At 56.3% G+C, this 23,930-nt stretch carries 25 protein-coding genes and 2 pseudogenes; 2 read left to right on the forward strand and 25 right to left on the reverse strand.

Annotation, left to right across the window (positions count from 1 at the left end; all coding sequences use genetic code 11):
• On the forward strand, positions 1–300 hold a 300-nt coding region (locus BM357_RS09060), incomplete at its 5' end, for a transposase domain-containing protein (protein WP_139234642.1).
• Between the two features lie 290 nt (positions 301–590).
• Here BM357_RS09060 and BM357_RS20230 read toward each other — a convergent pair.
• The 14 genes and pseudogenes from BM357_RS20230 to BM357_RS09130 form a co-directional block, all read right to left on the reverse strand.
• Positions 591–1,022: pseudogene (locus tag BM357_RS20230) on the reverse strand (polysaccharide deacetylase family protein); the annotation flags it as partial.
• A gap of 305 nt (positions 1,023–1,327) precedes the next feature.
• Entirely contained in the window at positions 1,328–2,653 is a 1,326-nt protein-coding gene (locus BM357_RS18965) for a S41 family peptidase (protein WP_083430339.1), read from the reverse strand.
• A gap of 225 nt (positions 2,654–2,878) precedes the next feature.
• Complete coding sequence (locus BM357_RS19820) at positions 2,879–5,212, reverse strand: hypothetical protein (protein WP_074951997.1); 2,334 nt, start codon at positions 5,210–5,212, stop codon at positions 2,879–2,881.
• Between the two features lie 85 nt (positions 5,213–5,297).
• Positions 5,298–6,668 carry a hypothetical protein gene (locus BM357_RS09080; RefSeq protein ID WP_074952000.1) on the reverse strand — a complete coding sequence of 457 codons (1,371 nt, stop codon included), beginning with the start codon at positions 6,666–6,668 and terminating at the stop codon, positions 5,298–5,300.
• A 547-nt stretch (positions 6,669–7,215) separates the two neighbouring features.
• Positions 7,216–8,091, reverse strand: coding sequence for a hypothetical protein (locus BM357_RS09085; protein WP_074952002.1), 876 nt, complete (start codon positions 8,089–8,091; stop codon positions 7,216–7,218).
• A 104-nt stretch (positions 8,092–8,195) separates the two neighbouring features.
• Positions 8,196–8,801, reverse strand: a complete 606-nt coding sequence (locus tag BM357_RS19825; protein ID WP_074952004.1) for a DUF2653 family protein — start codon at positions 8,799–8,801, stop codon at positions 8,196–8,198.
• 634 nt (positions 8,802–9,435) lie between these two features.
• Positions 9,436–9,597 carry a hypothetical protein gene (locus BM357_RS19830; RefSeq protein ID WP_175511494.1) on the reverse strand — a complete coding sequence of 54 codons (162 nt, stop codon included), beginning with the start codon at positions 9,595–9,597 and terminating at the stop codon, positions 9,436–9,438.
• A 172-nt stretch (positions 9,598–9,769) separates the two neighbouring features.
• Positions 9,770–10,330 carry a hypothetical protein gene (locus tag BM357_RS19285; RefSeq protein WP_139234645.1) on the reverse strand — a complete coding sequence of 187 codons (561 nt, stop codon included), beginning with the start codon at positions 10,328–10,330 and terminating at the stop codon, positions 9,770–9,772.
• A gap of 102 nt (positions 10,331–10,432) precedes the next feature.
• Positions 10,433–11,263, reverse strand: coding sequence for an RpnC/YadD family protein (locus BM357_RS09100; RefSeq protein ID WP_074952009.1), 831 nt, complete (start codon positions 11,261–11,263; stop codon positions 10,433–10,435).
• A 67-nt stretch (positions 11,264–11,330) separates the two neighbouring features.
• Complete coding sequence (locus tag BM357_RS09105) at positions 11,331–11,798, reverse strand: hypothetical protein (protein ID WP_074952011.1); 468 nt, start codon at positions 11,796–11,798, stop codon at positions 11,331–11,333.
• Complete coding sequence (locus tag BM357_RS09110) at positions 11,795–12,184, reverse strand: gamma-glutamylcyclotransferase family protein (RefSeq protein ID WP_074952013.1); 390 nt, start codon at positions 12,182–12,184, stop codon at positions 11,795–11,797. The genes BM357_RS09105 and BM357_RS09110 overlap by 4 nt, the downstream gene beginning before the upstream one ends.
• A 152-nt stretch (positions 12,185–12,336) precedes the next feature.
• A pseudogene (locus BM357_RS09115) lies at positions 12,337–12,660 on the reverse strand (glycoside hydrolase family 130 protein); the annotation flags it as partial.
• Positions 12,661–13,589: 929 nt separating this feature from the next.
• The gene (locus BM357_RS09120) at positions 13,590–14,054 is read right to left on the reverse strand and encodes a Panacea domain-containing protein (protein WP_245783919.1); all 465 of its coding nucleotides are present in this window, start codon (positions 14,052–14,054) and stop codon (positions 13,590–13,592) included.
• Between the two features lie 855 nt (positions 14,055–14,909).
• Positions 14,910–17,390: an ATP-binding protein gene (locus tag BM357_RS09130; RefSeq protein WP_074952022.1), complete on the reverse strand. Its 2,481-nt coding sequence runs from the start codon at positions 17,388–17,390 to the stop codon at positions 14,910–14,912.
• 398 nt (positions 17,391–17,788) lie between these two features.
• Here BM357_RS09130 and BM357_RS19290 point away from each other — a divergent pair, with 398 nt between their 5' ends.
• On the forward strand, positions 17,789–17,986 hold the full coding sequence (locus tag BM357_RS19290; RefSeq protein WP_139234646.1) for a hypothetical protein: 198 nt from the start codon (positions 17,789–17,791) through the stop codon (positions 17,984–17,986).
• 309 nt (positions 17,987–18,295) lie between these two features.
• Here the strand turns inward: BM357_RS19290 and BM357_RS20690 are convergent, their stop codons facing one another.
• The 11 genes from BM357_RS20690 to BM357_RS09180 form a co-directional block, all read right to left on the reverse strand.
• Entirely contained in the window at positions 18,296–18,523 is a 228-nt protein-coding gene (locus BM357_RS20690; RefSeq protein WP_083430342.1) for a transposase, read from the reverse strand.
• Positions 18,524–18,695: 172 nt separating this feature from the next.
• Entirely contained in the window at positions 18,696–19,010 is a 315-nt protein-coding gene (locus tag BM357_RS09140) for a phage integrase N-terminal SAM-like domain-containing protein (RefSeq protein WP_083430343.1), read from the reverse strand.
• 179 nt (positions 19,011–19,189) lie between these two features.
• The gene (locus tag BM357_RS09145) at positions 19,190–19,726 is read right to left on the reverse strand and encodes a hypothetical protein (protein WP_139234647.1); all 537 of its coding nucleotides are present in this window, start codon (positions 19,724–19,726) and stop codon (positions 19,190–19,192) included.
• Between the two features lie 203 nt (positions 19,727–19,929).
• Positions 19,930–20,310 (reverse strand): hypothetical protein, encoded by a 381-nt coding sequence (locus tag BM357_RS09150; protein WP_139234648.1) that lies wholly within the window; start codon positions 20,308–20,310, stop codon positions 19,930–19,932.
• Complete coding sequence (locus BM357_RS09155) at positions 20,307–20,825, reverse strand: LuxR C-terminal-related transcriptional regulator (protein ID WP_074952035.1); 519 nt, start codon at positions 20,823–20,825, stop codon at positions 20,307–20,309. Before BM357_RS09155 ends, BM357_RS09150 begins: the two co-directional genes overlap by 4 nt.
• 16 nt (positions 20,826–20,841) lie before the next feature.
• Complete coding sequence (locus BM357_RS19295; RefSeq protein ID WP_139234649.1) at positions 20,842–21,228, reverse strand: hypothetical protein; 387 nt, start codon at positions 21,226–21,228, stop codon at positions 20,842–20,844.
• Between the two features lie 79 nt (positions 21,229–21,307).
• A complete protein-coding gene (locus tag BM357_RS09160) occupies positions 21,308–21,910 on the reverse strand; it encodes a putative quorum-sensing-regulated virulence factor (protein ID WP_245783920.1) in 603 nt (200 codons plus the stop codon).
• Between the two features lie 94 nt (positions 21,911–22,004).
• Complete coding sequence (locus BM357_RS09165; protein ID WP_245783921.1) at positions 22,005–22,535, reverse strand: AAA family ATPase; 531 nt, start codon at positions 22,533–22,535, stop codon at positions 22,005–22,007.
• Positions 22,517–22,948: a RusA family crossover junction endodeoxyribonuclease gene (locus BM357_RS09170; RefSeq protein ID WP_245783922.1), complete on the reverse strand. Its 432-nt coding sequence runs from the start codon at positions 22,946–22,948 to the stop codon at positions 22,517–22,519. The genes BM357_RS09165 and BM357_RS09170 overlap by 19 nt, the downstream gene beginning before the upstream one ends.
• Positions 22,949–22,952: 4 nt before the next feature.
• A complete protein-coding gene (locus BM357_RS09175) occupies positions 22,953–23,288 on the reverse strand; it encodes a hypothetical protein (protein WP_083430344.1) in 336 nt (111 codons plus the stop codon).
• 147 nt (positions 23,289–23,435) lie between these two features.
• Positions 23,436–23,648 carry a hypothetical protein gene (locus BM357_RS09180; protein WP_074952038.1) on the reverse strand — a complete coding sequence of 71 codons (213 nt, stop codon included), beginning with the start codon at positions 23,646–23,648 and terminating at the stop codon, positions 23,436–23,438.
• Positions 23,649–23,930: the final 282 nt, after the last annotated feature.

Consider the following 23,930-nt stretch of genomic DNA (forward strand, 5'->3'; position numbering starts at 1 on the left):
CTGGAGGACGGCCATCTGGAGTTGGATAACAACCGGAGCGAGCGGTCAATCAAGCCGTTTGTAATTGGTCGCAAGAACTTCCTGTTTGCCAACACCCCACAGGGTGCGAGGGCGAGCGCCATCGCCTACAGCCTGGTGGAGACAGCCAAGGAGAACGGGCTGGACCCGTATTTGTACCTGGAATACCTGTTCGAGCGGCTACCCAACATCCGAACGGATGACCGGGCAGCGATGGACGCGTTGCTCCCGTGGTCAGATCGCCTGCCGGAACGAATCCGGAGACGTGGAAAAAAAGGATAGCATGAGAAATCGCCCCGCTGGGTCTCCTGGCGGGGCTGATTGTTGTCGTCCATGACTGTCGCACGACGGTTGGAGAAACGCAAGGTGTGGGGGCTTTGACGCTTACGGCAGTACCGAATGATTTCAGGCAGAGCATTCACCGTCCAACGACTGCTTGACACACCGTCATGTAAGAGGATAATGGCCCCCGGCCGAAGTCCTTGCCGGACATTCGTGACGATCACGCTCGTCGAATTCGCTTTCCAGTCCTGCGAATCCACAGTCCACAACCGAACTGGGTGACCCAGCCGTTGCAACTGCGGCCATTCGTCCTGGCTGAGCATGCCGCCTGGCGGTCGGTAATAGATGGGGCGGACGCCGCATGCCTTAACGACCTCTCGGTCTGTATCCGTAATGTCTTTCAGCAGCGCCGTGCGGTCTGCGATGAAGCGGTGGTAGTATCCGTGGTTACCCAGTTCATGACCCTCGCGCTGAATCCGGCGCACAATGTTCGGGTACTGCTTGCACCGGTACCCGACCACGAAAAATGTCGCTTTCACATGTTCACGCTTGAGGATGTCCAGAATGACAGGCGTGTACCTTTCACTCGGCCCGTCATCGAAGGTCAGATAAACACGCTTCGGTGGCATTTTGGCTTCCACTGGCGCCGTGAAATCGCAGCAAGCAAATACGCACATCCACGACAACACGACGATCAATAAACTCCGGATCGGCTGAGACATGCGTCAGCACTTCCATTCGCCTTCATGAGTCCGGAATACATGTTGGACTGACGTGCCCACGGATATTCACAAATTTACAGTCCCGCACTGACGCCGATACCTAAGCGCGTGTTCCTCGATCCGAACACATTGGAGTTGCCAAGGACTGCTTGTACAGCTCAAAAACTAAAGCGCGCCCCCTGCCATCTTCACATGGCGAAGCGCGCGACATTTACCTGACTCAATAAGGCTTATGACGCTTATTCTCTCACCGTCCTGTTTCGATTCACGTGAACTGATCACCGACGGATAGTGATTTATTGAACCTATCGACTGCCGTTTGTCTGGCGCAGCAGCTTCAGTGCGGCTTCAAGTCCCACATCCTTGCCTTCAACATAGTCCTGGAGTGTTGGTTTTATCGGCACATCGGGTTGAATTCCAATGCCGACAAACTCATGTTCGTCTCCAGCCAACTCCCAAACACCGACCACTTGACCTACTCCGCCACCTGGCAGTGTAAAATAGACGGATTGCCCTGTACTTCCACCAGTGGGTTCTCCGACAATTACGCCTCGCTTTGCTGACTTAAACGCAATCACAAAATCCTCAGCAGCGCTATATGTGCGCGCTGACGTGAGCAAAATCACTGGTCCGTCAAAACGTGGAAGGTCGGCGTTTGGATGCAAATCATACTCCTCACGCGGAGCCAGCCAAAAACGGTCAGTCATACCCCAACTGTCGAGTACGGGAGCATTTACAGGGATACGAACGCGGTACGTTGATACTGGCTCTGAAATCAAGCGGGCGAGGATACTGTATCCGATGTTCGTATTTCCGCCCGGATTGTAGCGTAAATCGAGAATAAGGCCAGTGATACCATCAAAATCATGAAATGTTTCATGGAATTTAGTGGATATCTGTGGGCTTTGAAAGTGTGGAAGGACAACATGCACAATACCGTCTTGCCAATGTTGAATCTCAAATTCTTTCACAGGGGGAGTTCTGGCAGCTACCCCAGTCCAAAGTATAATCCGTTCATCAGGCAATTTGGCTCGGAGGGATACCCGTTCGCCCTTGTTCCTGCGCAAGAGTGTATCTGCGACCTTTGCAGCAAGGTCTTGTGGAGTCGAAGCAGACGTACGTGACGCGACCAATTTGACAACTTCATCAATAGGGGTGCCGTCCACTTCGACAATCACCGATCCTCTGGGCAATTCGCCACCGCTTACCACCATGGAGACGCCCTGTTCGGTCACAAGTGGATCAAGTTGAAGAGCGGGATACGCCCATTTGTTTCTAATGCAGGCGGGAAATTGAACGAACGTATGTCCATCTCCAAGCGTGGCTGCAAATGATTGCAGAAATGTGTAGTAATCCTCTAATCCAAGCGGACCGGTATTCAATAAAGTTGACAGACATTCTTGAAACAATTCGTCCCAATTAACGCGACGCAGCTTCCAAAAGGGAAATACTTCTTTCGCCTTTGCCCAGAACAGACACAATCCATAAAGCTCATCGGTCAGAGACAAATTCGTCGGCTCGTGCGACGACAATGGTGGGGCTTTCGGATGATCAAAATCGCCCTGGAATAAGGCTAAGATCGTGTTGGACAATTTGGCATCAAGTATAGGTTCATCATGGTTGTTCCCCATTAATTAAAATATCCCCTTTCCACGGGAGTCGAAAAAGTAGTACTCTATTTTGGGATATTTTATATGATCGAGTATTCGAGTTGTACTGTCGCATAACAAGCTCATTACCGCAACAAGCATATCACACATGATTCGTATAAATGTCCAGCAGATACCCACTCGCCCCTTGCATGGCAAACAGGCAAAAATCAAGCCGCCCCGCCTTCTCAACGGAGCGGCCGCGTTTTAATATCCAAGCCTTGTGCTGTCTCCTGGCGGCAGTCCGACCGACGCGTCGCCGTAGATGATCCCCAATGGCGTGTATGTCTGCGGCGCCTGCGCCTGCTGCAACAGACTGTCATCCACCAGCCGCGTGAACCACCACGCGGGCACCCCAAACGTACTCGCCACGTTAGGCGCGCTCACAGTGAAGTCACCCGCCGGGGTGTTCACCGTGACGGTAAACGAGATGTGCGCGCCTTGCGCAAACGCCGTCGCCGGGTCGTTGCTCAGGCTCCACGCCGCCTCCTCCGGCTGGCCGTTCTTGTACACGCCCTTCGGGATATCCGTCCAGCAACTGAACACCTCCGACGCTGGCGGCGGCGGCTCGTCGAGGCCCAGGAGATTAGTCCCCTGCGTCTGCAGCGTCTCCGTGTTGAGAATCAGCGGCTTCGTCCATGTGATGCTCCCACCATCCGGGTTCGTCATTGTGAAGGTCACCGTGCCGCTCGTTGGAATGGCATGTGGTGAGCCAGTCCACACGTATCGGAACCCAAAGCCACCATCAACCCTCACCCACACCGTCGGCGTTTGCTGGCCAATCGGCGGGCCGTAGGTGTGGAACAGTTGGCCGTTCACCCAAACATCGCTCGAAATCTGGTTGGCGTTGGGCCCGCCAACTTCCCACCCTGTCCAACCATGCCGTTGGTACAGGTCACAGAAGAGACCGGGACACTGCGCCGGGTCCCACTGCTGCGACGGAACCGGCATCCACATGTTGGTCGGTGTTCCTGGGTCGTACGACAACCCAGAGATCTGACCGTTCGACACCGAATGCCTGTAGACTTGTGTCTTCTGTGTGGTGTTGTCTCCGCACCCGACAAAGACTCGGACGGTGGTGCAATGCTGGTTTCCGTCGGCGTCCGTCGTGCATCGCTCTTCATCCTGGTAGATGGGGTACGGGTCATGGCGCGTCCAGACCAATTCCTCGTCCCCGTTGCCAAGGCTCACCCAGTGAGCGTCCGAATCGTATGGCGCAGGACATTGACCTGAACCACCGCCACCGCTTCCGCCGCCACCTGAACCCCCTCCACCGGATCCGCCACCGCCCGAGCCGCCGTCATTGGACCAGGTAACGGTCACGGTGTTGGAGGCGATCTGTTGCCACGTCACCGTGTCAATCAGGTAGGCGACATACGTGTCGGTCAGCGGGCTCTGAGAAGTGGCCGTGGTATTGAACGACGTCACGTTCATGTCCGACCATGCTTGGTTGGAACCACCCAGGGTGCTATCACTGCCCTGGTCAACGATTTCAATCCCCCACGCATGGCCGTTGGACAACCCGCCCGTGCTGGCAGTCAGGGTGGAGGATTGTCCGACCGGCAAGCTCGTCGGATTCGCAGTCAGGACAATGCTGTCCTTTCCTGCACTGCCACCACCGCCGCCGGAGCCACCGCCTCCACTGCTGCCCACGGTGAACGTGGTTGTCACAGTGTTGCTTTGTCGGTCAACGCCATCCCACACAGAGGCGGTGACAGTGTAAGTCCCGTTCGGGAAGGTCACTGACGGCGTGATGTCATCCACGCGGTTTGAATACTGACTCCCGCTTTCCACCTGCACATTCGTGACGCCAGCATTGGACGTGTCGCTTGGTTGCCACACCACCTGGCCGTTCGAATTCCGGATCGTGATCTGGTCGAAGTGGTGCGTGGCCAGTTGCAGCCACAACGGCACGGTGGTGTTGAAATGCAGGGTGACGGTGTTGCCGGTGACGGTCGCCGAAATGCTGTTCGCCGTGGGCGGTGCGCTCGCACTAATCGAGAAATTGTGGTTGTACGTCGGGTAGGTCTTCCCTGTGCTAGGATCTGTGTACGTTCCTACGTTCGCTGTAAAGGTATCACCCGTGAACACGGCCCCCGACTCGTTGACCACGGTGGCGAAGGGGACAAATTGAGTTGTATTGCCTGTATCGAGGTCTTTAACAGAAAACTGTTGGCTCTGTACTTGAGCTTGCACAAAACTCAAGTTGCCCTGAAGGGTGCTTACCCACGAGGAAACATCCCCCGCATAAATCGCCAGGTAACCGTTGTTGGCAGACGAGTTCTGTGTGTCAATCTGGAGGATGTTGCGTCCGTTCACTTGGGCAAAAGCAATTTTCGCATTACCACTGAAGTTCGGCCAGCCTGGTGGAGGATTGTTTACACTGAAATCATCCCCACCGCCAATCGAGTAATAGTTCCCGGACGAGTCGTAGTAAAACACTCCAAGGGTGTCCGCATATGCTGGCGTTGCCACCAACCCTGCCAACAGTGCGGTAGTCAACGCGGAAGCGGCAGCAATCCGTCGTTTCTGGTCAAGCAATTGACATCACCTCCACCACGAGGCGACATGCAGGGCACACAAAAAGCCCCCTGCCAATAGCAGGAGGCGCTGAATAACGTCATGATCACGATCCGACGCTTTGTCCGTTATCCAATTGACCCGCTCCGTCGTCAATGGGTTTTGTGAAGTCAGGACTACCGTTGTAGTTCTTGTATGTCACCTCGAATCCAATCCCACCAAGCGGTGTCTCATTCATCGTCAACACCTTCAGTATGAACCCGTAGTTTCCGTTAGTGTTCGAGATTGTAAGCGTGGTCCCACCGTGATCCGGACCCGGCGGATACAAACCAGCCTCATTGCCGTAGATGAAGTTCTTGGCCGCGGCACCCAACGTCACATTCGTACCGTTGGTGTCCGGCAGCTTGATGTAGATCTTGGACCAGTCGGGAGAACCCCAGACTTGAATCTGATCGTAATACTTGGTTGCTTGCGCGATTCCGTCCTGATATTTCGCTTCGGGAACAGAGTCCTGAGCCACCAAACGGAATCCAGTCAACCAATTGGGATAAAACGGCACATGCAACGTGTAGACCCCGTTGCTCACCTTGTAACCGTTCAGCCACCACTTCAGGTTGTCGATGATCTGCGTCGCCTCATCCGCGTTGATTTGGTCGCTCGCGCTGGACACAGCGGTTCCGTCATACAGACCGTTGATCTGCGCCCACTTGAACGGGTCACTGGACGCCTCGTACTGCAGGTCATACGGATGGAACTGCCCCGCATACATAACGCCCTTCGACGCCGCCGCCCACTTCGCAAGCCAGTTCGCAATATCGCCCGCCGTCACCGGAGCGGTGGTGGGCGTCACCCCCGCATCCTGCATCGTCGCGTACTTCACAATGTCCCAGTTCGACGTGGCATTGAAGGCCGCCCACATCTGATCCGCCATATCCTGCTGCGTCACGGCCGACGGATTGCCAACGGTCATCGTCCAGTTGGTGCCGTCCCACCCCGGCGTGATACCGAGCCGCTTAACGGCCAGCTCCAGGTAGTAGATCGGCACATACGTCGTCGGCAGACCGCTGGCCGGGTCCGTGGCCGCCAATCGTGGCGCGTACAGCACCGTCTTGCCGTTGATCTGCACCGCCATCGTCTGCGGCGTCACCTTGCCGCTCGTCGGCAGGTTCGTCAGATCTACGTTCATCCCATCCGGCGCGGTCATCGACAACACACCGCGCACGCCGTCCCACGTGGTGTGGATTCCGGCCTGCGTCAGCGCGGTGTACACGTACCACACTGGCAGCCAGCTCGTCTGCGTGCCGCCCCACGGGTCCGCCGCGACAATGTGCTTCGGCGAGGACTCGACCACGCCGTTGTAGATGATGTTCGTCGCGTACTGCGCCTTCGCGGTCGCCGCCATCGCCTGTGGAACGAAGGAAGTCGTGGCGAGGATTGCGGCACTTCCCGCCAGAAGCGTTCCGAGTTTGATCTTCATGCTTCATCCCCTCCTGTACATTGCCGTGTTGTATGGCAAACGTCCGACTGTCTATTGGCTCTCGCATTCGCTGGCTACAGTATACTACTATTCCATTTGTATATAAATATCCTTTGTTTACCCAAAACCTCTAAGCACACTTTCGTCATCATTATGGCGACAGCATGGCAAAACGAAAAAGGCCGCCCACGCATTCTTGTGGACGACCATCCGCCTTGCAAGCGCAATCAACCATTTATTGAGAAATAATGAAATCTGCGATAGAATTTCCGTGGGAGGGTCAAACCTCTCTCTGCCGCCCCCTTTGACGAAAGGGGGTGATAGGGATGCTGCGAGACATCGCCTTAATGCTCGCGGTGTTTCTGTGGGGGCTAGCTCGTGTGGGCTACGCTGTCGCAGAAATCATCAGAGCATTAAATGGCGAACCCCGCCGCAAGGTTGGCGCCAAGGCGGGGCCGCACTCCCAACGCAGGAGGGGTTAACCCTCCTGCCATTTTCAGTGTTATTCTACCACGCCCCTGTTTATTCCGTCCATAACCGCAAGCCCTCAAACACGTCTCCTCAATACCTCCAAGACCGACGCCTTCCACCGAATGACGTACTTCGTCGTCGAAACCCGCCGATTTGGGTGGTAAATCTCAACCGGCATCAACTTCGCGTACCGCTTGCCCGCATCAGTAAGCTTCCATTCCCTATCGGCCTCGTCCCAGCGCTGCAGTCCCGCCTCAGCCAAGAGCCGGTTCATCCGCTTGCCGGACATCGGTAGATTCATTCTACGCCCAAGCTCCGTGGGCGAATACGTCTCCTCCGTATCGTCTTCGCGCACTAGCCGCTTGAACTCGCTCAAATCAACTCCGAACTCCTGCTCTGTGTGCGACAACGCGACGAGCGCCGCCGTCCCGTCCGACACGCCCAAAAGTTTGCAGAGGCGTTTCTTCTGGCTGACAGCGGTGACAATGTTCCGCCACGAAATGCGGTTGACAGCTCGGGCCACAACCTGCGGCGCAGACGCCCGCGCTTCCTCTTCGACGTTGAGCAAATACGACCGCACCGTCTTGGCCACTACGCTGTCCCTCAGCAACATCCCAATTCGCAGGATTGCGCGACGGGGGATCAGCGTCAACGAACGCGCTTTGGGAGACACAATTCCAGACCTTGCCTCCGGTAAAATACCGGAAACAAACTCTGTCAACTCTTGCCCCCGTAATACGTGAAGTCCGTCAGATTCCAATTCCCCTCGATGATTTTGAATCACCTCTTCAACCGCGTCCCGGTGCACTTCGTAGTAGCCCGCCACCATCTCGACCGTCGCATTCACGTCGTCCGGCAGCAGCGACAACGCCTTGACCTTGTTCAACACGTCCACCCGATCCGACAAACGGTCCCGCAGCTCTCGGACCTCCAACAACACGTCCGCATTCACGCCGCTTCAGCCTCCTGTGAGCAATGTTTCTTCATTCGTCGGAGGCTTGCAGGACAAAAAAAGCGCCGTCTCTCACGGCGCCCTGAACTCTTTACTGACTTCCCCTACACCACCACGGCGTCTGCAGTGACCCCGTTCTGTTCCGAGAACTGCAAATCCACCCGCACACGGTGCGGCGACACCGACTCACGCTCCGCAACAAACTCCGCAACTGCATCCACCATGTCCTGCTGGCTCAGTATCCGGTGCCGCCAGCCGCCGATTCTCGCATCCGCCGCGAACCTGCCATTGTCGAACTGCAAGTCAACCTCTACCTGTTGCGGCGCGCATCCTTCCCTCCGCACGACGTATTCGCAGCAGGCATCGACCATCGCTTGTTCGTCCAGATACATCGCGACACCAGCCCCCGAATCATCCGCCGCGGCCTGCGACACGGTTGCGAACACGTCCGCGCGCTTCCTGCCGCGCAGACGCCGTACCAGTGCCACGATGGCCAGCACCACGGCGGCCAACAAAATCAAGTCAAGGATCGTGCCGACCCATGACCACCCCGAAGCAGCCGCTGCCATCCCCGCAGGCGCTGCCCCGATCACCCCGGAAGCGTATACCGGCGCTGCGGTGTACGGTGCCGACCATCCCCAGCCGAACGGATGCAGCATGCTGCCCAGCAACATCCCCGCTCCAAACGACGCCACGTGCCCGGCTGACAACGACGGCCTCTGCACAGTGCCCGATGTGTACCCGGAGTTGGGCGTCCGGACGTTCGGTGACGGCGACTGGTAACCGGAATGATACGTGGAACTCGAACCGGTTGTCGTACCAACGCTCGAAGACGGGGTGGTGTACCCAGAACGGTACGAAGAACTGGAACCCGCCGTCGCCCCGGCTGCACCCCGGCTTCCCGATACGGTGCCAGCACTTAACGACGGAGCGGTGTAGCTGGAGTGATACGCGGAACCGCTACTGAACGTGGAAGAACTCGACACTCTAGACGAGTACGTGCTTCCGCCTCGATATGTGGCCGCGTCAGCAATCGTTGGCTGAACGAGCAACAGACAGGCGGCCATCGTCAAAATCCACCGGCGCATTTGCACGAAATTGCCCCTCCCTCATTGTGCATGATAGCACAGCCCACGAGCTTCGGATTCGGGTACTGGCGGGTCGCCCACCTCGCTTCTTGTCAAGTGCTCAAGCTCCGCGCTCGGTCCGCCTCAGCCTCGGACTCTTGTCTCCGATGATACGTGGTGCTGTCTTCGTGAAAGGGATGACTGCACGGCAAAATAAAACGCGCCGCCCAATCGAGAATGGACGACGCGCTGTAAGGTTTCACCGGTATGTGCCACCTCAGTTGACCTTCTTCCGAATCTCCTCGGCCTCTTTCTCCGACAGTCCGGTCCAGCGTACCACATGGCTTACCGACGCCCCATCGCGGAACAAACGTTCCGCAATTTCTTGACGCTCTTCCCGTCTTACCTCCTGCTCGATCTCCCGCAGCAACTCCGTCATCTCCAACACCCTCCTCAGCCGTTCTTTTTGCTCCGGCGCCAGAATCCGCGCACTGAATCCAAGGATCAGCGCCGCCAGGTAGTTCTGCGCCACAAGGAGGCTGGTCTGATCTCACCTTATCGGTTTGGAAAACACCTTTTTGCGGCCATAGTTGTTTCTTGAACACCTGTGTTCAGGCACCATGACACATATTCCGTGCTAATGTCAGCGCCTGCTCTGTCGATTCGATGAGGGTCTTATCGCCTTTTTCGAGGCGTAGTTTCAGCGCTTCTTGCAACAACTGTACAGCGTCTTCAGGTGCACCTTGTTCAAGACGACATTTTCCAAGATGTTGCAAGACGAAATCCTTGTAGTTTGACAGTACTTCTTCATCCGTCCAAGTCAGTGCGACGCGCAAAAGACGCTCAGCAATCTGGTAGTCTCCGTTATATTTTCTCGCTTCCGCCAAACGAATCGTGTTTACAAGTTCACCTTTTCGGTCACCGAGCATTCTACATCGAAATACTGCGCGTTCAAGATAATCTATCGCTTCCGTCGTAAGCCCAATAATTCTACATGCGTTTCCCAAGTACCCAAGCAATCCTACCGTGGCATCTAGGTGTTGGCTGGCTTCCGCCTTATCTAGTTCCGACAGTGCTTGGTTGATTGCTGCTCTTAATGCGTCAACATCAGTTGGTATTTCTCGTAGACGCGCATCAAACTTTGTGAGACTCCTCAAATCGGGCAGGTTCAATAAGTTCATCTCTTTGGAAAAGAACAAGCGCCGTCCGCAAAGACGGCTCTTCAGGTTTTACCCATTACTACTCACGGCCCTGCCGTAAAGCGAAACAAACCATCAGTTCAACCTGCGCCGAATCTCCTCCGCCTCTTTCTCCGACAACCCCGTCCAACGCACGACATCGCTTATCGACGCCCCGTCACGAAACATCCGCTCAGCAATTTCTCGCTTACCCTGCTGCACCCCCTGTTGCATCCACTTTTCCTTGAATTCCTCTTCAAACTCCCGAAGCAAATCCGTCATCCTTAACACCTCCCTGAGCCGTTCCTTTTGCCCCGTCGTCAGAACCCGTGCACTGAACCCGAGAATTAAAGCCGCCACATAATTTTGTTCGTCCCGGTCGGGAATTTGTCGCACCACATCTACGATGTCTTCAAACGCCTCGTCCCGCGTCCGGCGCTCGAACCGCATATAGAACGCAAACGACAACCGGACCCGATCCCGTTCTGTCCACTCGCCGGTGTCCAGGTGCCGCTTAACCGCCTCCAACGCGGCATCGCCGTCCAACTGGTTCAAGTACACATTCTCCACGCTATACTGGAAACTCCCCGCATCGAGCTTGGAAGGCGCTTCGTGAACATCTCCAGTGTACAGCACCACCGTCCGCACCTTGCGCCGATGGCGCTCCGCTATCGCTACATCGTACGCGGCAAACCGATACAAGGCGGGTTCACGCGTCGTCTGGAACTCCATGTGCAACAACCGGCCGTCGTCCAGTTCCAACATGACATCGGTGTACTCCTGCCGCACCTCGACCTTCGGGATCTCCGTAGGCAGCGCGCGCACCACATTCGCGTCGTGGATGCCGATCACATCCAGAGCGCCATTTGGCACCGCGCCCGTCAAATGCTTTGCAACGATGTCGTTTGCGTTTCTTGGTGTGCTCATCGTTCCCTCCGTGTAACCAGTATAAACCGGGCCACTCTTGGCGACCAGACATGCGTAGCAGCGCCAATTACGCACACCGCGTCTTCTCGCACTCCTCGTCCTTCCACTCCGCCTCAACGTCAATCGTCTCGCCCTTCGGCATCCTCGCGATCCGCCGCTTCCGAACCGCTTCACGACCAGCCCTCCAACCATGCCGCACTGCCCAAGCCGTCGCGCATCCGGCAAACATCACACCACGAAGCGCCCATACCGTCATCCACCAAGCAGCGCGCAACGCGAACTGACCCGCTCTTGCAATGAGCCGCTCCAACTCCTTCCAGAACATTGCCGTGTAGGCAAGGGCCAGAAACATGAACAAAAACGATAGGAACAGATAGAAGAACCACCGTCCTGGGGTATGGCGAGCGAACTCCGGCAGCTCTGGCGAATTCATCGGGATCGCCCAGTAGTGGATAGACATCGCGATGAAGCCGACAAACACGAACAGCGTGATGAAATTCAGTCCCCGGATCAGCGGCCAAGGAATCCGCCTCATACCCGCACCTCCTTCCGCGACCGCAACCAGGCAACCCAGTCTCCTCTGTCAACGCGCGGCGCGCCGGCCGGAATGCGGCCCGTCATGTGGTACACCCAGCCTTCCGCCGCGCCGTTTAAGTCCCTCACCACAGTTCGGTCGTAGAATCGCGGATAACCCTCCAGCCTGTCCAGCGCCACGAGTCCGTCGTCCGTGACCTCATCCCATTCGCCCACCACCACACTGTCACCATCCAGCGCCGCAGCCGGGAACGCACCGAGATCGTACATCTCTCCCCGGATGCTTCCCTCACCCAACTCGCGCACCAGATGCGGCTCCATGACCCGGCGATTGCCCTGTCCCTTTCGCAACGTTCCGTACACGAACACGACATGATTGGAAGTCATTACATTGCCTCCCTTTAATTTCCTGTTATAGCGTTAGTATACTTGTTATTGGTATTTTTGTAAAGACTCGCAGAATAAAAATGGACCGAACCTGCTGGGGTTCGGCCCCGAAGTGTCTCAGTCAGGCGAGCGGGGCGCCGTCGCACCACAGTTCAACTCATCGCGTCCAAAATCTCCGACAGACTCAATTCGGCGCAGGCCAGCGCGGTATCCGCAACCCCGTAATACATGCGAATGACGTCCCCCTGTACAGTCGCACCGCACGAAAACACCACGTTGCCGAAAAATCCTTCAGTCTCATAAGGCGCTTCGGGAGCCAGCAGCGGTTCTTCCGTGCGGTCAATGACCCGAGCGGGATCGTTCAGATCCAGAAGAGCTGCGCCCATACTGTAGCGAAGTTGGCTGTCCACCCCGTGGTACAGCAACTGCCAACCCCGCTCGGTGCGGATGGGCACCGCGCCCGCTCCGACGCTACCCCGTGCGACCCGCGCGACTGTAACGAGGCACAGAATCCGTGGCCGTGGGACTCTTGTGAGCATGAACCTCGATTCCAGGTGACAATGACACCTGGAAAACCACCGGCAAATTAACGGAACGTCATCACTTAATCATTCACAAAGAGCAATGTAAAACGATATTCCTTCTGAGTTTGCTCATGAACTCTTTGTCCCTTAGGAACATTAGGCCGTAAGCCCCTGACGAAGCCTCTAAGTTATCTAGCAAGTAGGGCAGATAGGTGCACTTCGCATGTTTAATATCGACGAAATTCTTCGGGGTCTCCCCGAAGTTTATCTTCTTCTCAATTACGTAGTGTTGTTGTCCATATAAGAGGATACTCAGCTTCTTTAAACAGTATTAATAATCAACTTTAAACGGAAACCAGTAATATAGGATTATGGTATATAAATCGGTCATAGTGAATAGGTAGAAAAAGAATCTTAACGGTATGCTGGCCATAACCCGACTCATCGAAGCTGTCTTTTGTTGCGTATATATGAAAACAAATAGAGTCACAATTATAGATATGTGAATCCATAAATTTTTTAAAAAGTATACATATTCCCCAAAAGCCCAAGTAATAAATGCGGGTTGTTTCGAATGGGATACAATATGTAAAGAACCCGAGAAATAATCGGGTATTAAAGGTGAGACAAGCAAGAATACAATTCCCATCAAGACCATACATAGCGCCACAGGAACACAATGAGCAGAGAATCTTACAAAAGAATATATAGGTATGGTGATTCTTAATATGAACTGCATAAATGCCGGGAATTCGTATTTTCGCCTACTTTCCGTCTTTAGCTGAGCGTTTGCCCAATCTCTCGTTAAGATCAGAAATGCAAGTACAACACCTAAAGCGATGCCTTTTCCAATAGCAGCCACTTTTACTTACACTCCGTCTTCAAGAAGACTTGAGAAGACTTGAATAGTACTGTTCCATTAATCTTGTATCAATTACAGCGCGAGACCTGCTTCCATTAGGTGTCCCCTTTCGGGCTTGTATCCACGGATCTTCCATATGTGTTTTCTGTTCCAGCCATCTTGCAGAACGATGTCCATAAACCTCCCATACAGCATCAAGAACTGCTTTGACCTCATCACTAACTTTGATGTCATCCTCGTAAGGAGGAATTTCCCTGTACCCAAATGCTCGGTAATTCATGTAAACAGTCGGGGAAACAGGGCCATGCGCCCACGCCTCCAGTTCTTCGTCAAAAAGAAGCTCATGCCGTAATGCTAAATACCATGCCTGAGCATAATACACCAATTTCTGCAACTTCAAGTGCGTAATTGCCCACTTTGTTCCGGGGCGGCTCTTGTTAAGAAAATACTTCGCCACATCCATGACAGACATTTTTGCTGCCACGGCCCCCACCTTCTCCATATATGGTCATTGTAATTATAAAATAATTGCAGGTGACATCCCAAGTCGATAAACGCTTTCGGCCATGTCAAGTCTCAGAAGTTAAGACCTCACCATCAGACAATCGTGAATGAACTGCGTACGATTTCCCTTGGGCAATATTTGACCCATGGCCGGCCTGTATGAGGGCAGGTCAGTGCCAGGAAGTTCACGGCCAGCCATTCAGTGGCGGCCTGCCGTTTACAGACCAGCATCTCACGTCCCGAAGAGCTTGTGCGCACTGTCAGGACATCGTTCTGCTTCTTACACGGTGTTACATGCGTCTTCCCATTGGCACCGCGCAACCATAACCTGCACGAGACGATCCGCCCAGATTCACCCCATCTGGTCACGTCCCCTCGTACATCGACGACATGCGACATTGCCGCTGTCCCCCGGCCGCGCGTTCGACTCTCAATGAACCGCCAAACTCCACAATACCACGACTCCTGTAACGTACACCAATGTCATGACAACGCGCTCGAGAATGGGTTCCAACGCCTCTGTAATGAGAAGTACACTTCGTATTATGCGCACTGCTGCGGGTAATTCATGTCCATTTGGGCGCCGCGTCCGTGCCAAAGCATAGAGAGAAGTCCACATCCCCGTTGTCATCCACAAGCCGCTTCAATTCCGATAGCACTTCTTCTCGTTTCGATATCGTACACCTTCTCCTTCTCGCCCCAATAATCAGGCCAGACACGCTGTACGGGTGAAAGAGCGGACGAATACACTCGTAACCAGGCTGGATGAAGCGATCGAACCACTCTAAGGTTATCGTGTTGTGCTCCATGCAGGTCTCTCCAACCTACCGTAACATTACTCCGGCGTCGTGCTGAACGCCTTTAGCAGCCCCTCGTCCACCACATCGATCTGCACCTCGCCGATCCGCCCCAGCGGGTCACGCAAAAACCCACGCCCCTTCTCAAACGCCTGGAATACCTCGACATAGTGGTTCAGATCTCTTTCATCCTCCAACGGCAGACCGAGCAGCCTCACGGCATGCTGCACCTGAGCCCGTGACGTAATCCGCCCAACAAAGCACCAGCCCAGGCTCGCCGACACGTCGTCGTTCTCCGATCCCTCTTTCGGCAGCAGCACGTCCGGGTTCTGCACCGCCATCATCAGGACCAGGTTCATACTGCGCCCGAGCAGCAGCATCCGGTTCAGAAGCGCCCGACCTTCTGGGATCGAGCGCAAAATCCAAGCCTCATCCACCGCGAAGAACTTCTTTACAGATTGTGGTGCCATGACCAAGCGCCGGAACGCGATCTGCGTCACCAGATACAAAATCGCCACCGCGAACCGCTGCGAATCACGCCACGCGTCCGGCACGCTGCCCGGGTCCGGGAAGTCCAGACCCATAATCGACGCCACCACCAACCGCGCCCGGTCGTCCATCACATTGTCCTCGCCATCCTTGCCAAACAGCGCCCGGCCCGTCTCCCCGTCGCGGTAATGCTCCAACAGGCCCAGAAACAGGTCTGCAACGTCGCGCTCTTCCTCCCGGCGCTGTTCGTCCCTGCGCTCGGCGTCAAGGCAAAGCAGGAAATGGTCCATGTCCCACTTCTCGCCCTCGTACAGCGCGGCCAAGGCCCGTTGCAGCACAAGCGACGCACGTTGATCCTCCCGGCGGGTCGTCACGTTGAGCAACACCCCCAGGAACCCTTCCGCGATGAGCCTGGATTCCCTTGCGTCACGCCCAAGCCGGAACGGCGAGAAACGCAGATCGCTTCCAGCGCCAAACGTCCACCACACGCTCTCCTGCGGCCAAAGCCCAACCAGCGCCCCATACTCGCCCTGTTTCGGGTCTACCACCGCTCCCATCGAGTTCCACTGGAGCATCGTGTCCGCTGCGTACTTCATCCCGACCGACTTGCCGCTGCCCAGCGTCCCGACGAACGCCGCAGCACCGCTGCGGTTCAGCTCCCGCATCGCTCGAAACCAGTCCACCCATACCGGCCGGCCGCTATGGGCCATCTTGGCAAACCACATCCCCGTCGGGTCGCCCACCTGTGCCGTGCCCAAGGCACCTGATGCCGCGAGCATCGTCGGGTCCGCCGGGATCGACCATGCCTTGTCCACGCCTCCGGACTGTCCCGGAAAGAACGCCTGCCAGATTTTCAGGGCGTCCCCCGGCGGGTGCACAAGCTGAATGGCCCCCTGCAACCGTTCTTTCAACAGTTCTTCCCGTCGCAGCATCTCCAACTCGTTGTCTGCCCCGACAGCGAAGAAAGCATGAAACACTGAGAACGCCATGCCCGCTTTCAGCTTAGCTTCCAGAGCCTGCGCGTCCTCCAGCCCGTCGTAGATGTCCCAAGGCACATCTCCCGTCTGCGCGTACTCCTCGCCCTGGGCGACGACGATCTTCTTGCGCCGATAGACAATCTCCCTGGCTCGCTGCGGGGAAAGGATCTCGAAGTGCACACAGGTGTCGACAGGGATGTTCAACTTCTCCAAGGGCAGATACAACCACTCGTCGCCAATGGTCTCAAGCCGCTCAGGCATGCTCGCCGCTGCCATCACCGACTGGTACGATACCTGCCCGTCGCTGTGCTCCACCCGAATCCGGAACGTGTCCTCTCGCACCGCCGCCGAGGCGAGAGCCAGGCGCAGCGGCCGCGGCCGAATCACCACTTCGCCGCCCTCAATGGTCACCGTCCGAGGCAGAGGATCAGGAAACACCACCGGCCAGGGCGCCAGACCGCGATGATACGGTGCCCTGTGCAGCAGTTCCAGTTCGTGCGGAGTGGCTCTCGCCAACGCAGGGATGACCGCCTGCAGGCGGTTGAAGGTCCGCAGTTCCGCATGTGCAGCCGCCTCGATGTCGTGTTTGGTCAACACGGGAGATTGGACCCGTGCCACTTTGCGTTTGGTGTAGCCCCAGAACCGCAGGAACTGATCGGCGACGCGCTCCCGAATCCGGTCAGGCCGGTCCAAAACCTGACTCCAGGCCGCTGCAAGCGGCGAGGCGAGCGGCAAGATGAGGAATGTCAGACGCTCAAACGAAGGATGCTCGCGCAGTTGTTCGGCCACCAGTTCCATGTGTGCGCGCCAATGCGGATGCTTGCTGAAGGCAGCCATGCGCGAAGTCACTTCCTCCGCCGGAATCGGCACCGCGACACTCAGGATTTGGCCGCTACCGCGGTACGTCTGGAAGAACACCTCAAGCTGGCGGTAGATGCTGCGCTTGACGGCGTCCGGCTGGTTCTCGTATGGCAGTGCGGGCAACCGGTACACGCCGTATGCGGTCCCGTTGTCGAGGAACAGTATGTTGTCGTGCCAAAAGAGCGTGTGCATGAAAAGAACCCCCTCTCGAATAGAGGGAGCGTGGAGGACAACTAAGTGTTCGTGGCATTGTCCCCCCTATTTTGGGACATGGCAGCATTGTCTCTATGGGTATCACAGTATACGACGGGGAGGGAATGCGTTGGCGACCAGCGAGGTCATCTTGTCGGCTGAATTGATTCTGGTTGACACATTCGAGGTTCTGGCGACCTACCGAAGACGGCGGTCACCGGGGTGTTGATAGATACCTTCATCGTTCGGCCGTTCATCGTGCCAAGCCTCCCGGTGCTTCTCGATCGGACCGCCTTCTGGCCGCGGCGGATGGTACAGACCGGTTAACTAGGCGCTCGCCTATCCACAAGACGACCTTTACCCCATACACTACAGTATCCGAGGAAAGGAGCGAGATCATGGCCAAGAACAAGAAGAGTCAGTATGTCATTCTCGACCTGGGGAAGAAAATCTCTGCAGATGAATTGATCTGGGAAAAACAAGCTACGCTGGCACTCGAAATCATCAGAGAAAATAGTTCTAATCCGTACAGTCGATTACACGTTCACCGTGTGATTCCGTGCAGATTTGAACGCGGAAAGTTGTACAGAACGTGAGAACTTAGGGCTGGCGAGAAGAGGTGCCAGTTCATGGAGCACCTCTCCTCGCTTAAAAGCCTTAATATACAGGTACTGTACGGCAGGTTGTTACAGCGACCGGAACCAACAAGAAGAATAGCACATAGATGTTCAGGAAAACAACGCCTAACCAATATGGTGATTCCAGTTTTCAGGACAAAATTTCTTGAACTGCTAATCTATATCCTCACCTCATGTCCTCTCCTGCCCCTTTTGTTGAAGGCAGGTTGGTAATGGAAATCCCCGGACTTCCCGGGTGTTCGACGCAGGCGGATACCGTGGAAGGAGTCACGATGCGTGTGTCGGCGTGTAGACCAATTCTCCATTGTTCTCAGCCGCCCAGTTCCGGACACGCTCATGATCATGCGGCGAAAAGTTGTCTAGAACGATGTACAGCCGCTCGGAACAGTGATAACGACGGCGCAGCACCTTCAGAAAACGCAGGATGTCTTGAGGCCTTTTCGAGTCCGAAACATGCCCATACAGTTTGTCGGATTTCAAATCCAGTGCAGCCAGAAGGTGACGAACACCGCGCGTCCGATGGTAATCTCCGGTAACCGGTTTGGCTTAAGTTTCTACGAACCATCCTCGACCCGCACATGGCTGAATCGACAGTGGTCCGAATTCGTCCAGACAGATCACTGTCCGTCCTTGGACGGATTGTTGTACAACGACTGGATTCGTTCTTTTACTCTAGAACCCTGAATCGTTTGACTTTTTCCAGGTCTGCGTGTGTTGATAGGTTATGTCTCGCATGCTCTTGCCCGGTCCAGCGAGCGAAGGCCCGGATTGCGGACACCGCCACAGATACGGTGCTCGGGGACTTCTTGTGCGCCGTCATCCAGTCGATAAACTGCTGAACATCCGCCCGCGTCAATCGCGCCATGTCCCCACCGGCACCAACCAGCCAGTCCCGGAACCGATTCAACCAGTACACATACATTTGCTTCGACCGATCACTCTTGCCTGCCATGTGCTTATCGACCAGCGCGCGGATGTCCACCCCGGCACCACTCCTCGATGAAATAAGCGCAATGAGATTTTAACGACACAATTTTAGTCTGTTACGATTCCATTTCTTAGTGAATGCACGACGGTGCCACAAGGATTCAACGTCATGCACGTTCGGCAAATGTGTCGTAAAATGCCATTTTTACGCCGGAATTTCACGTCATCCGCCTGTCAATGGGCAGCAGATTGAACCAAGACCCATACCATCAATGCACCAACTACACCCATCATGGCCAAGACCAATCGTCTCATTATCGGTTCCAAGGCTTCTGCGATCAGGAGAACACTCCGTTTGAAGAACACCGTGGCAGACAACCCGTGTCCCTTCGGGAGATGTATCCGTTCCATCGCGTAACGAAGTCGACTGATTCCTCTCATCCTCCTATCCATCTCATCAAACACAGTCCTGTAGTCCAAGTAGGATTTCACAAGCGTCGCACACAGCCTGCGGAACTCCTTGTCTCCGTCTGATGTAGACAAGTCCAATAACCGTATCTGTTCATATGTAAGGCTTCCAACCACATCCTGGTTGGCATCCACCAACTGTTTCAGTTTGGTAAGAACTTCTTCCCGCTTCAACGCGTACATCTTCTCATCCCAGATGATAAGTCCAGACACGCTATATGGGCTAATCAAAAGACTGACAATGTCGTAACTCGGCTTGACGAAATGTTCGAATTGAGTCCTTGTGACCGAACTGTACTCCATGCGCTTAACCTCCCGTTTGGAAAGCACGATGGACGATGTCATAGAAAAGAGCATCGAAAAAACGTCGGTCAGAATGGTTGTCCGAACATCCCACAAAACGCCGCAACCCCCTTTTTTTACTGGGGGTTCGACACAATTTGACATCTTCCTCTAAACGACTGCATTTCCCTAAATCGACAGCCATCCCATTGCGGCGTATCACATCATGCCGCGGCCTCATGAACCCCGAGCACCCTGCCAAGAGCAACCAGGTCCCGCATCCCTTCTGCAAACTCCTCCGCCGTGTTTGGCCAATCGTACCCGAGCAGCCGCTCCCATAAAACCCAAGGGTCATGACTGACAGCGGCGCCGCCATCCAACACCGGCTCCTCGTATCGAAACACCAAGGCCACCTCGTATGCTGCATCCAGCACGTCTTCGTATAGTACGCGAAGCCAGCGCTGACGACTCGCCGTCTTACAATTCCAGGTCGCCAGCCATATCTCGGCCAACACACCCAGTTTCGCGTACAACCTCACTACCGCCTCGCGCTCGCGCTGTAATTGCCGAGCGGTTGACAGCTTGTCCATTTCCACTTCTCTCACGCTCCCAACCCCGGAGTATCGTCCCAAAGCGCCAACTGCACCGACTGCGCCCGGCGCAACTTCTCCCTCGCTCGTTCAACGTAACTTTGCACCGATGCCCGCGAAACGCCCAACGCATTCGCAATCGCACTGAACGTCATCCCACGCTCATAAGCGAACAGACACACCGCCTCCCGCGTTGTCATGATCGTGCTCCAGGCCACCAACACCCGCTGGTAACCCTCGTCCTCCGCCTCCGAACCCTCGTCCACCACTCCCGCCTTTCGCCGGGCCGCCATCCGGTCCAGATCGCTCAGGTCCCCAACCAGAATCTCCCGGTGTGTCGTCCTTGTAAATCCCTCCATCTTGCAGATCGCATAATCCAACGTCCTGATCATGCTCTCGCACAGCTTCGCGTCCCGTTCGTACCGCGGGTTCGTCCGCGACAACCGCTCGAATGTGCTGCGCGCCTCCTTCACCTTCTTCAACGTCTCCTCGTACTGTTGAATCAAGTCCTCCAGCCCCCGGCGCCCCATAACCTTCACCTCCAATTCAAGTTCCTAACACCCCGAGCGGGTATGCCGACTTCCGTACACGTCCGACAATCGCGAATCCAACATCAGGACACCTGGAGACGTGGCCTTTCCCGCACTTCTTGTGCAGATACGGAACTCGCACGGCTTCAAACTGCACCACGTCCCCTGGTCGCAACCGCAGCCGCAGAAATGCCCGGCCGTCCTGAATCCATGTGTGGTCCCGCACCATGCGCCCCGCCCGGTCCCGGACCTCGAACAACAGCACCCGAACCGCGCTGCGCGGATACCGGGCTGCAAGTACCGCCCGGACGAACGTTGCTGAAAAGGTCTCGGCAGGTTGACGCCGCTCAGACGCCTGCCCGCCCCCGCGTGCAGTTACTTGCCTCCGCGCGGTCGCCAACATTCCTTACACCCCATTTATCCACAACCAAGGACGAGTTGTGCACAGGTTACCCACAGACTTGTCCACAGTTCACACAGGACTATGCGCTTTTCCCCAGCACCCTCCGAATGCTCCATTCCAGGTCCGCGTCCAGCCTCTGGACGTTCTCCAGTACCCAGTTCAAGTAGTCTCTGGGCACCTCCTCCAGTAACTGACCCCGGTGTTTCCCGAACGGCATCGTTCGCACTTCAACCGGACCTGCCACAAAATTGAACAACGCCGCTGGATCGTCCTCGTATCCGCGTGCCAGGTACGCTGCCAGTTCGCGTTGAAACACGTGCGCTGTCACCACGGCGTCACCCATCGCGCGGTGGGGCAGCCCGACGTCGATGTCGATCCCGAGCCAGTAACGCAGCGTCTGGTTCTGGAAATTAGGCGCGTCGGGCCACAAATGTTGGGCAAACCGCTTCGAGCATAGCCACGGCCTTCCTGTTTCGGGCAGCATCGAACGATCAAACTCGGCGTTGTGAGCAACCAGGACGGCGCCCTCAACTAGCTCCAACACTTGCGGCCACACAGCTTCCAGCGCGGGCTTGTCCGCAACGTCTCGATCCGTGATATGGTGTACCGCCGACGCCTCGGGCGGGATCGAACACCCAGGATGAATGAGCGTCGAGAATACTTCCCTTGGCCCATTATTCAACCCGCGAGCGCGATCTCCACGACGCGCCCGTGCGGTGGCAGGCCGGTAGTTTCCGTGTCAATGACAATGAATCTGGTATCCGACAAACAGGCCATCACACGTCACCTCCTCGCACAACGTCCCAAACCACCTCACACATCTCCCGCGCGTGCATCCTGGTCGTGTCGATCACAATGCCCCTTGCGTCCTGCCAAGCCTGCTCGGTTTCATCCTCAAACGTCCGCCCATCCGGCAACTCGCCGTCTCGCGCCAGCACCCGCCGCTCGCGCACGTTCCTGGCCGCGGTCAGCACAATGACAACAAATCCTTGCTGGTGCGCCCAGACCGCTTCTTCCAGTGTTCGGCCATCATCGATGACCAACGGTCCCGCCGTTGTCCGCAGCCGCTCCTCCGCCGCGAACAACAGCGGATTCGGCTGAAACTCCCGCAGAAACCGCCCGACCTTCTGCAGGTACGGACGCCGTACCGCCTTACCCGCTCCTTTCAGCCACGGCACCGCGATGTCGAGCACCGCGTCCACCGGCGCGGCCAGGGCATACCGTGTGTAGCCATACCGTTCACACAGGCACTGAGCGACGGTCGTCTTGCCCGCGCCCATCGGGCCGATCAGGAAGACATGGCGCACGGCACATCACCTGCTGAAATCTCTATTTCGACCCTCGGCCGTTCGCGGTCGACGTCGAAGTCCATCTCCCAAACGAGTACCCAACGGTCATCCGGATACAGCACACCTTCCAGCGCGTCGAGCAACACCTTCTCCCGGTTGTTTGCGTCCGCTCGACGCCAGTCCGGCCAAAAGTACCAGAGCCGCAGATACACCTTGGTTCGGGGCGGCGGCATGGACCAACCGGTTTGCATGGCCCACGCCTTGGCCAACCACGCCGCTTCTTCCCGAAACCGCTCCGCTTCGCGGGTCAACACCCGCATCCGCCTGCCGGATGGATGGACAAAATTTCGATAGGCATGATTGAGCGTTGGGGGAAGCGGCAGAATCAGGCGCCCACGGCTTCCCATCTCGTCCTTCTTGGTCGGGCTCATGGCCTCACTCCCTTGACGCATCGATTTCGACCTGGCTTAGCCGGGGGCAGTAATAGTCCCACCCCAGGACCAGACCGTCCGTTTTTCTACGCCTTTGCACCCGGACCAACACCCGGTCGATTTTCGCCACGTCGGTGGTGAACATGGGCCGCCAATCCTTGTTCGGTTTGCTGGAGGGCAGATACCGAAACGCTGACAGGCCTGCTGGGATCACCGCCACCACTTCACCGCGCTTGTCCTTCCAAGTCCCTTGCGCCTGGCTCGTCCAGCGCACGCGGTCACCGGGTCGCACTGGCGCCTCAATCGGCCGGATCAAGTTCGCGTTCGTCGCCTTCTCCATTCGTGACCACCTCCACACATATCTCGCATTGCGCGCACACCGCACCGCCACAGCCAAGGTACTCGCTCACGACTTCCCGCATTCCGGGTACCTTGGGAGACATGGTCCCAACGCCGTCTGGCGCATCCTGCCTGGTACGCGGCTTGTTTAAGCTACCGAATGAGACTCACCCTCCCCTGTTCTGCTGCCATCCTGCAAACGATTCGCGTACGCCCAAATATTTTCAGGCTCCGCGTACTCCGCCGCGCAGTCCCTGCACAACTCGCTCCAGCGCCAACCGTTGTCCTCCGTCAGGGTCACACCGCACAGCCTGCACCGGGCGCCGCGCTTGTCCACTTTGAACCCATCAAACCGCTTCATGCTTCGATCCCGCCTCCTTGTCCAACTCGACACGGATGATTCCGTCGTCCAACAGCACCTCACGAACTTCTCGCGTCGCAGGTTGGTGGGCCAATTGCGCTGCCAGACTTTCAAACGTGACACGCATACTGCCCGCAGTTTTCACGGCCGGGAACTTCACCCAACAAACGTCAGGCATTTTCGGTCGATCTGGAATGTCCAGCGACCTGCGGCGTGTCGCCGTCGCCCTCGTGCCCTTCGCCATTTCTCTCCCCCCACCCGTGCTTTCCAGGGATACCGCCC

Source organism: Paenalicyclobacillus macrosporangiidus, from assembly GCF_900116805.1.
GTDB classification, from domain to species: domain Bacteria; phylum Bacillota; class Bacilli; order Alicyclobacillales; family Alicyclobacillaceae; genus Alicyclobacillus_H; species Alicyclobacillus_H macrosporangiidus.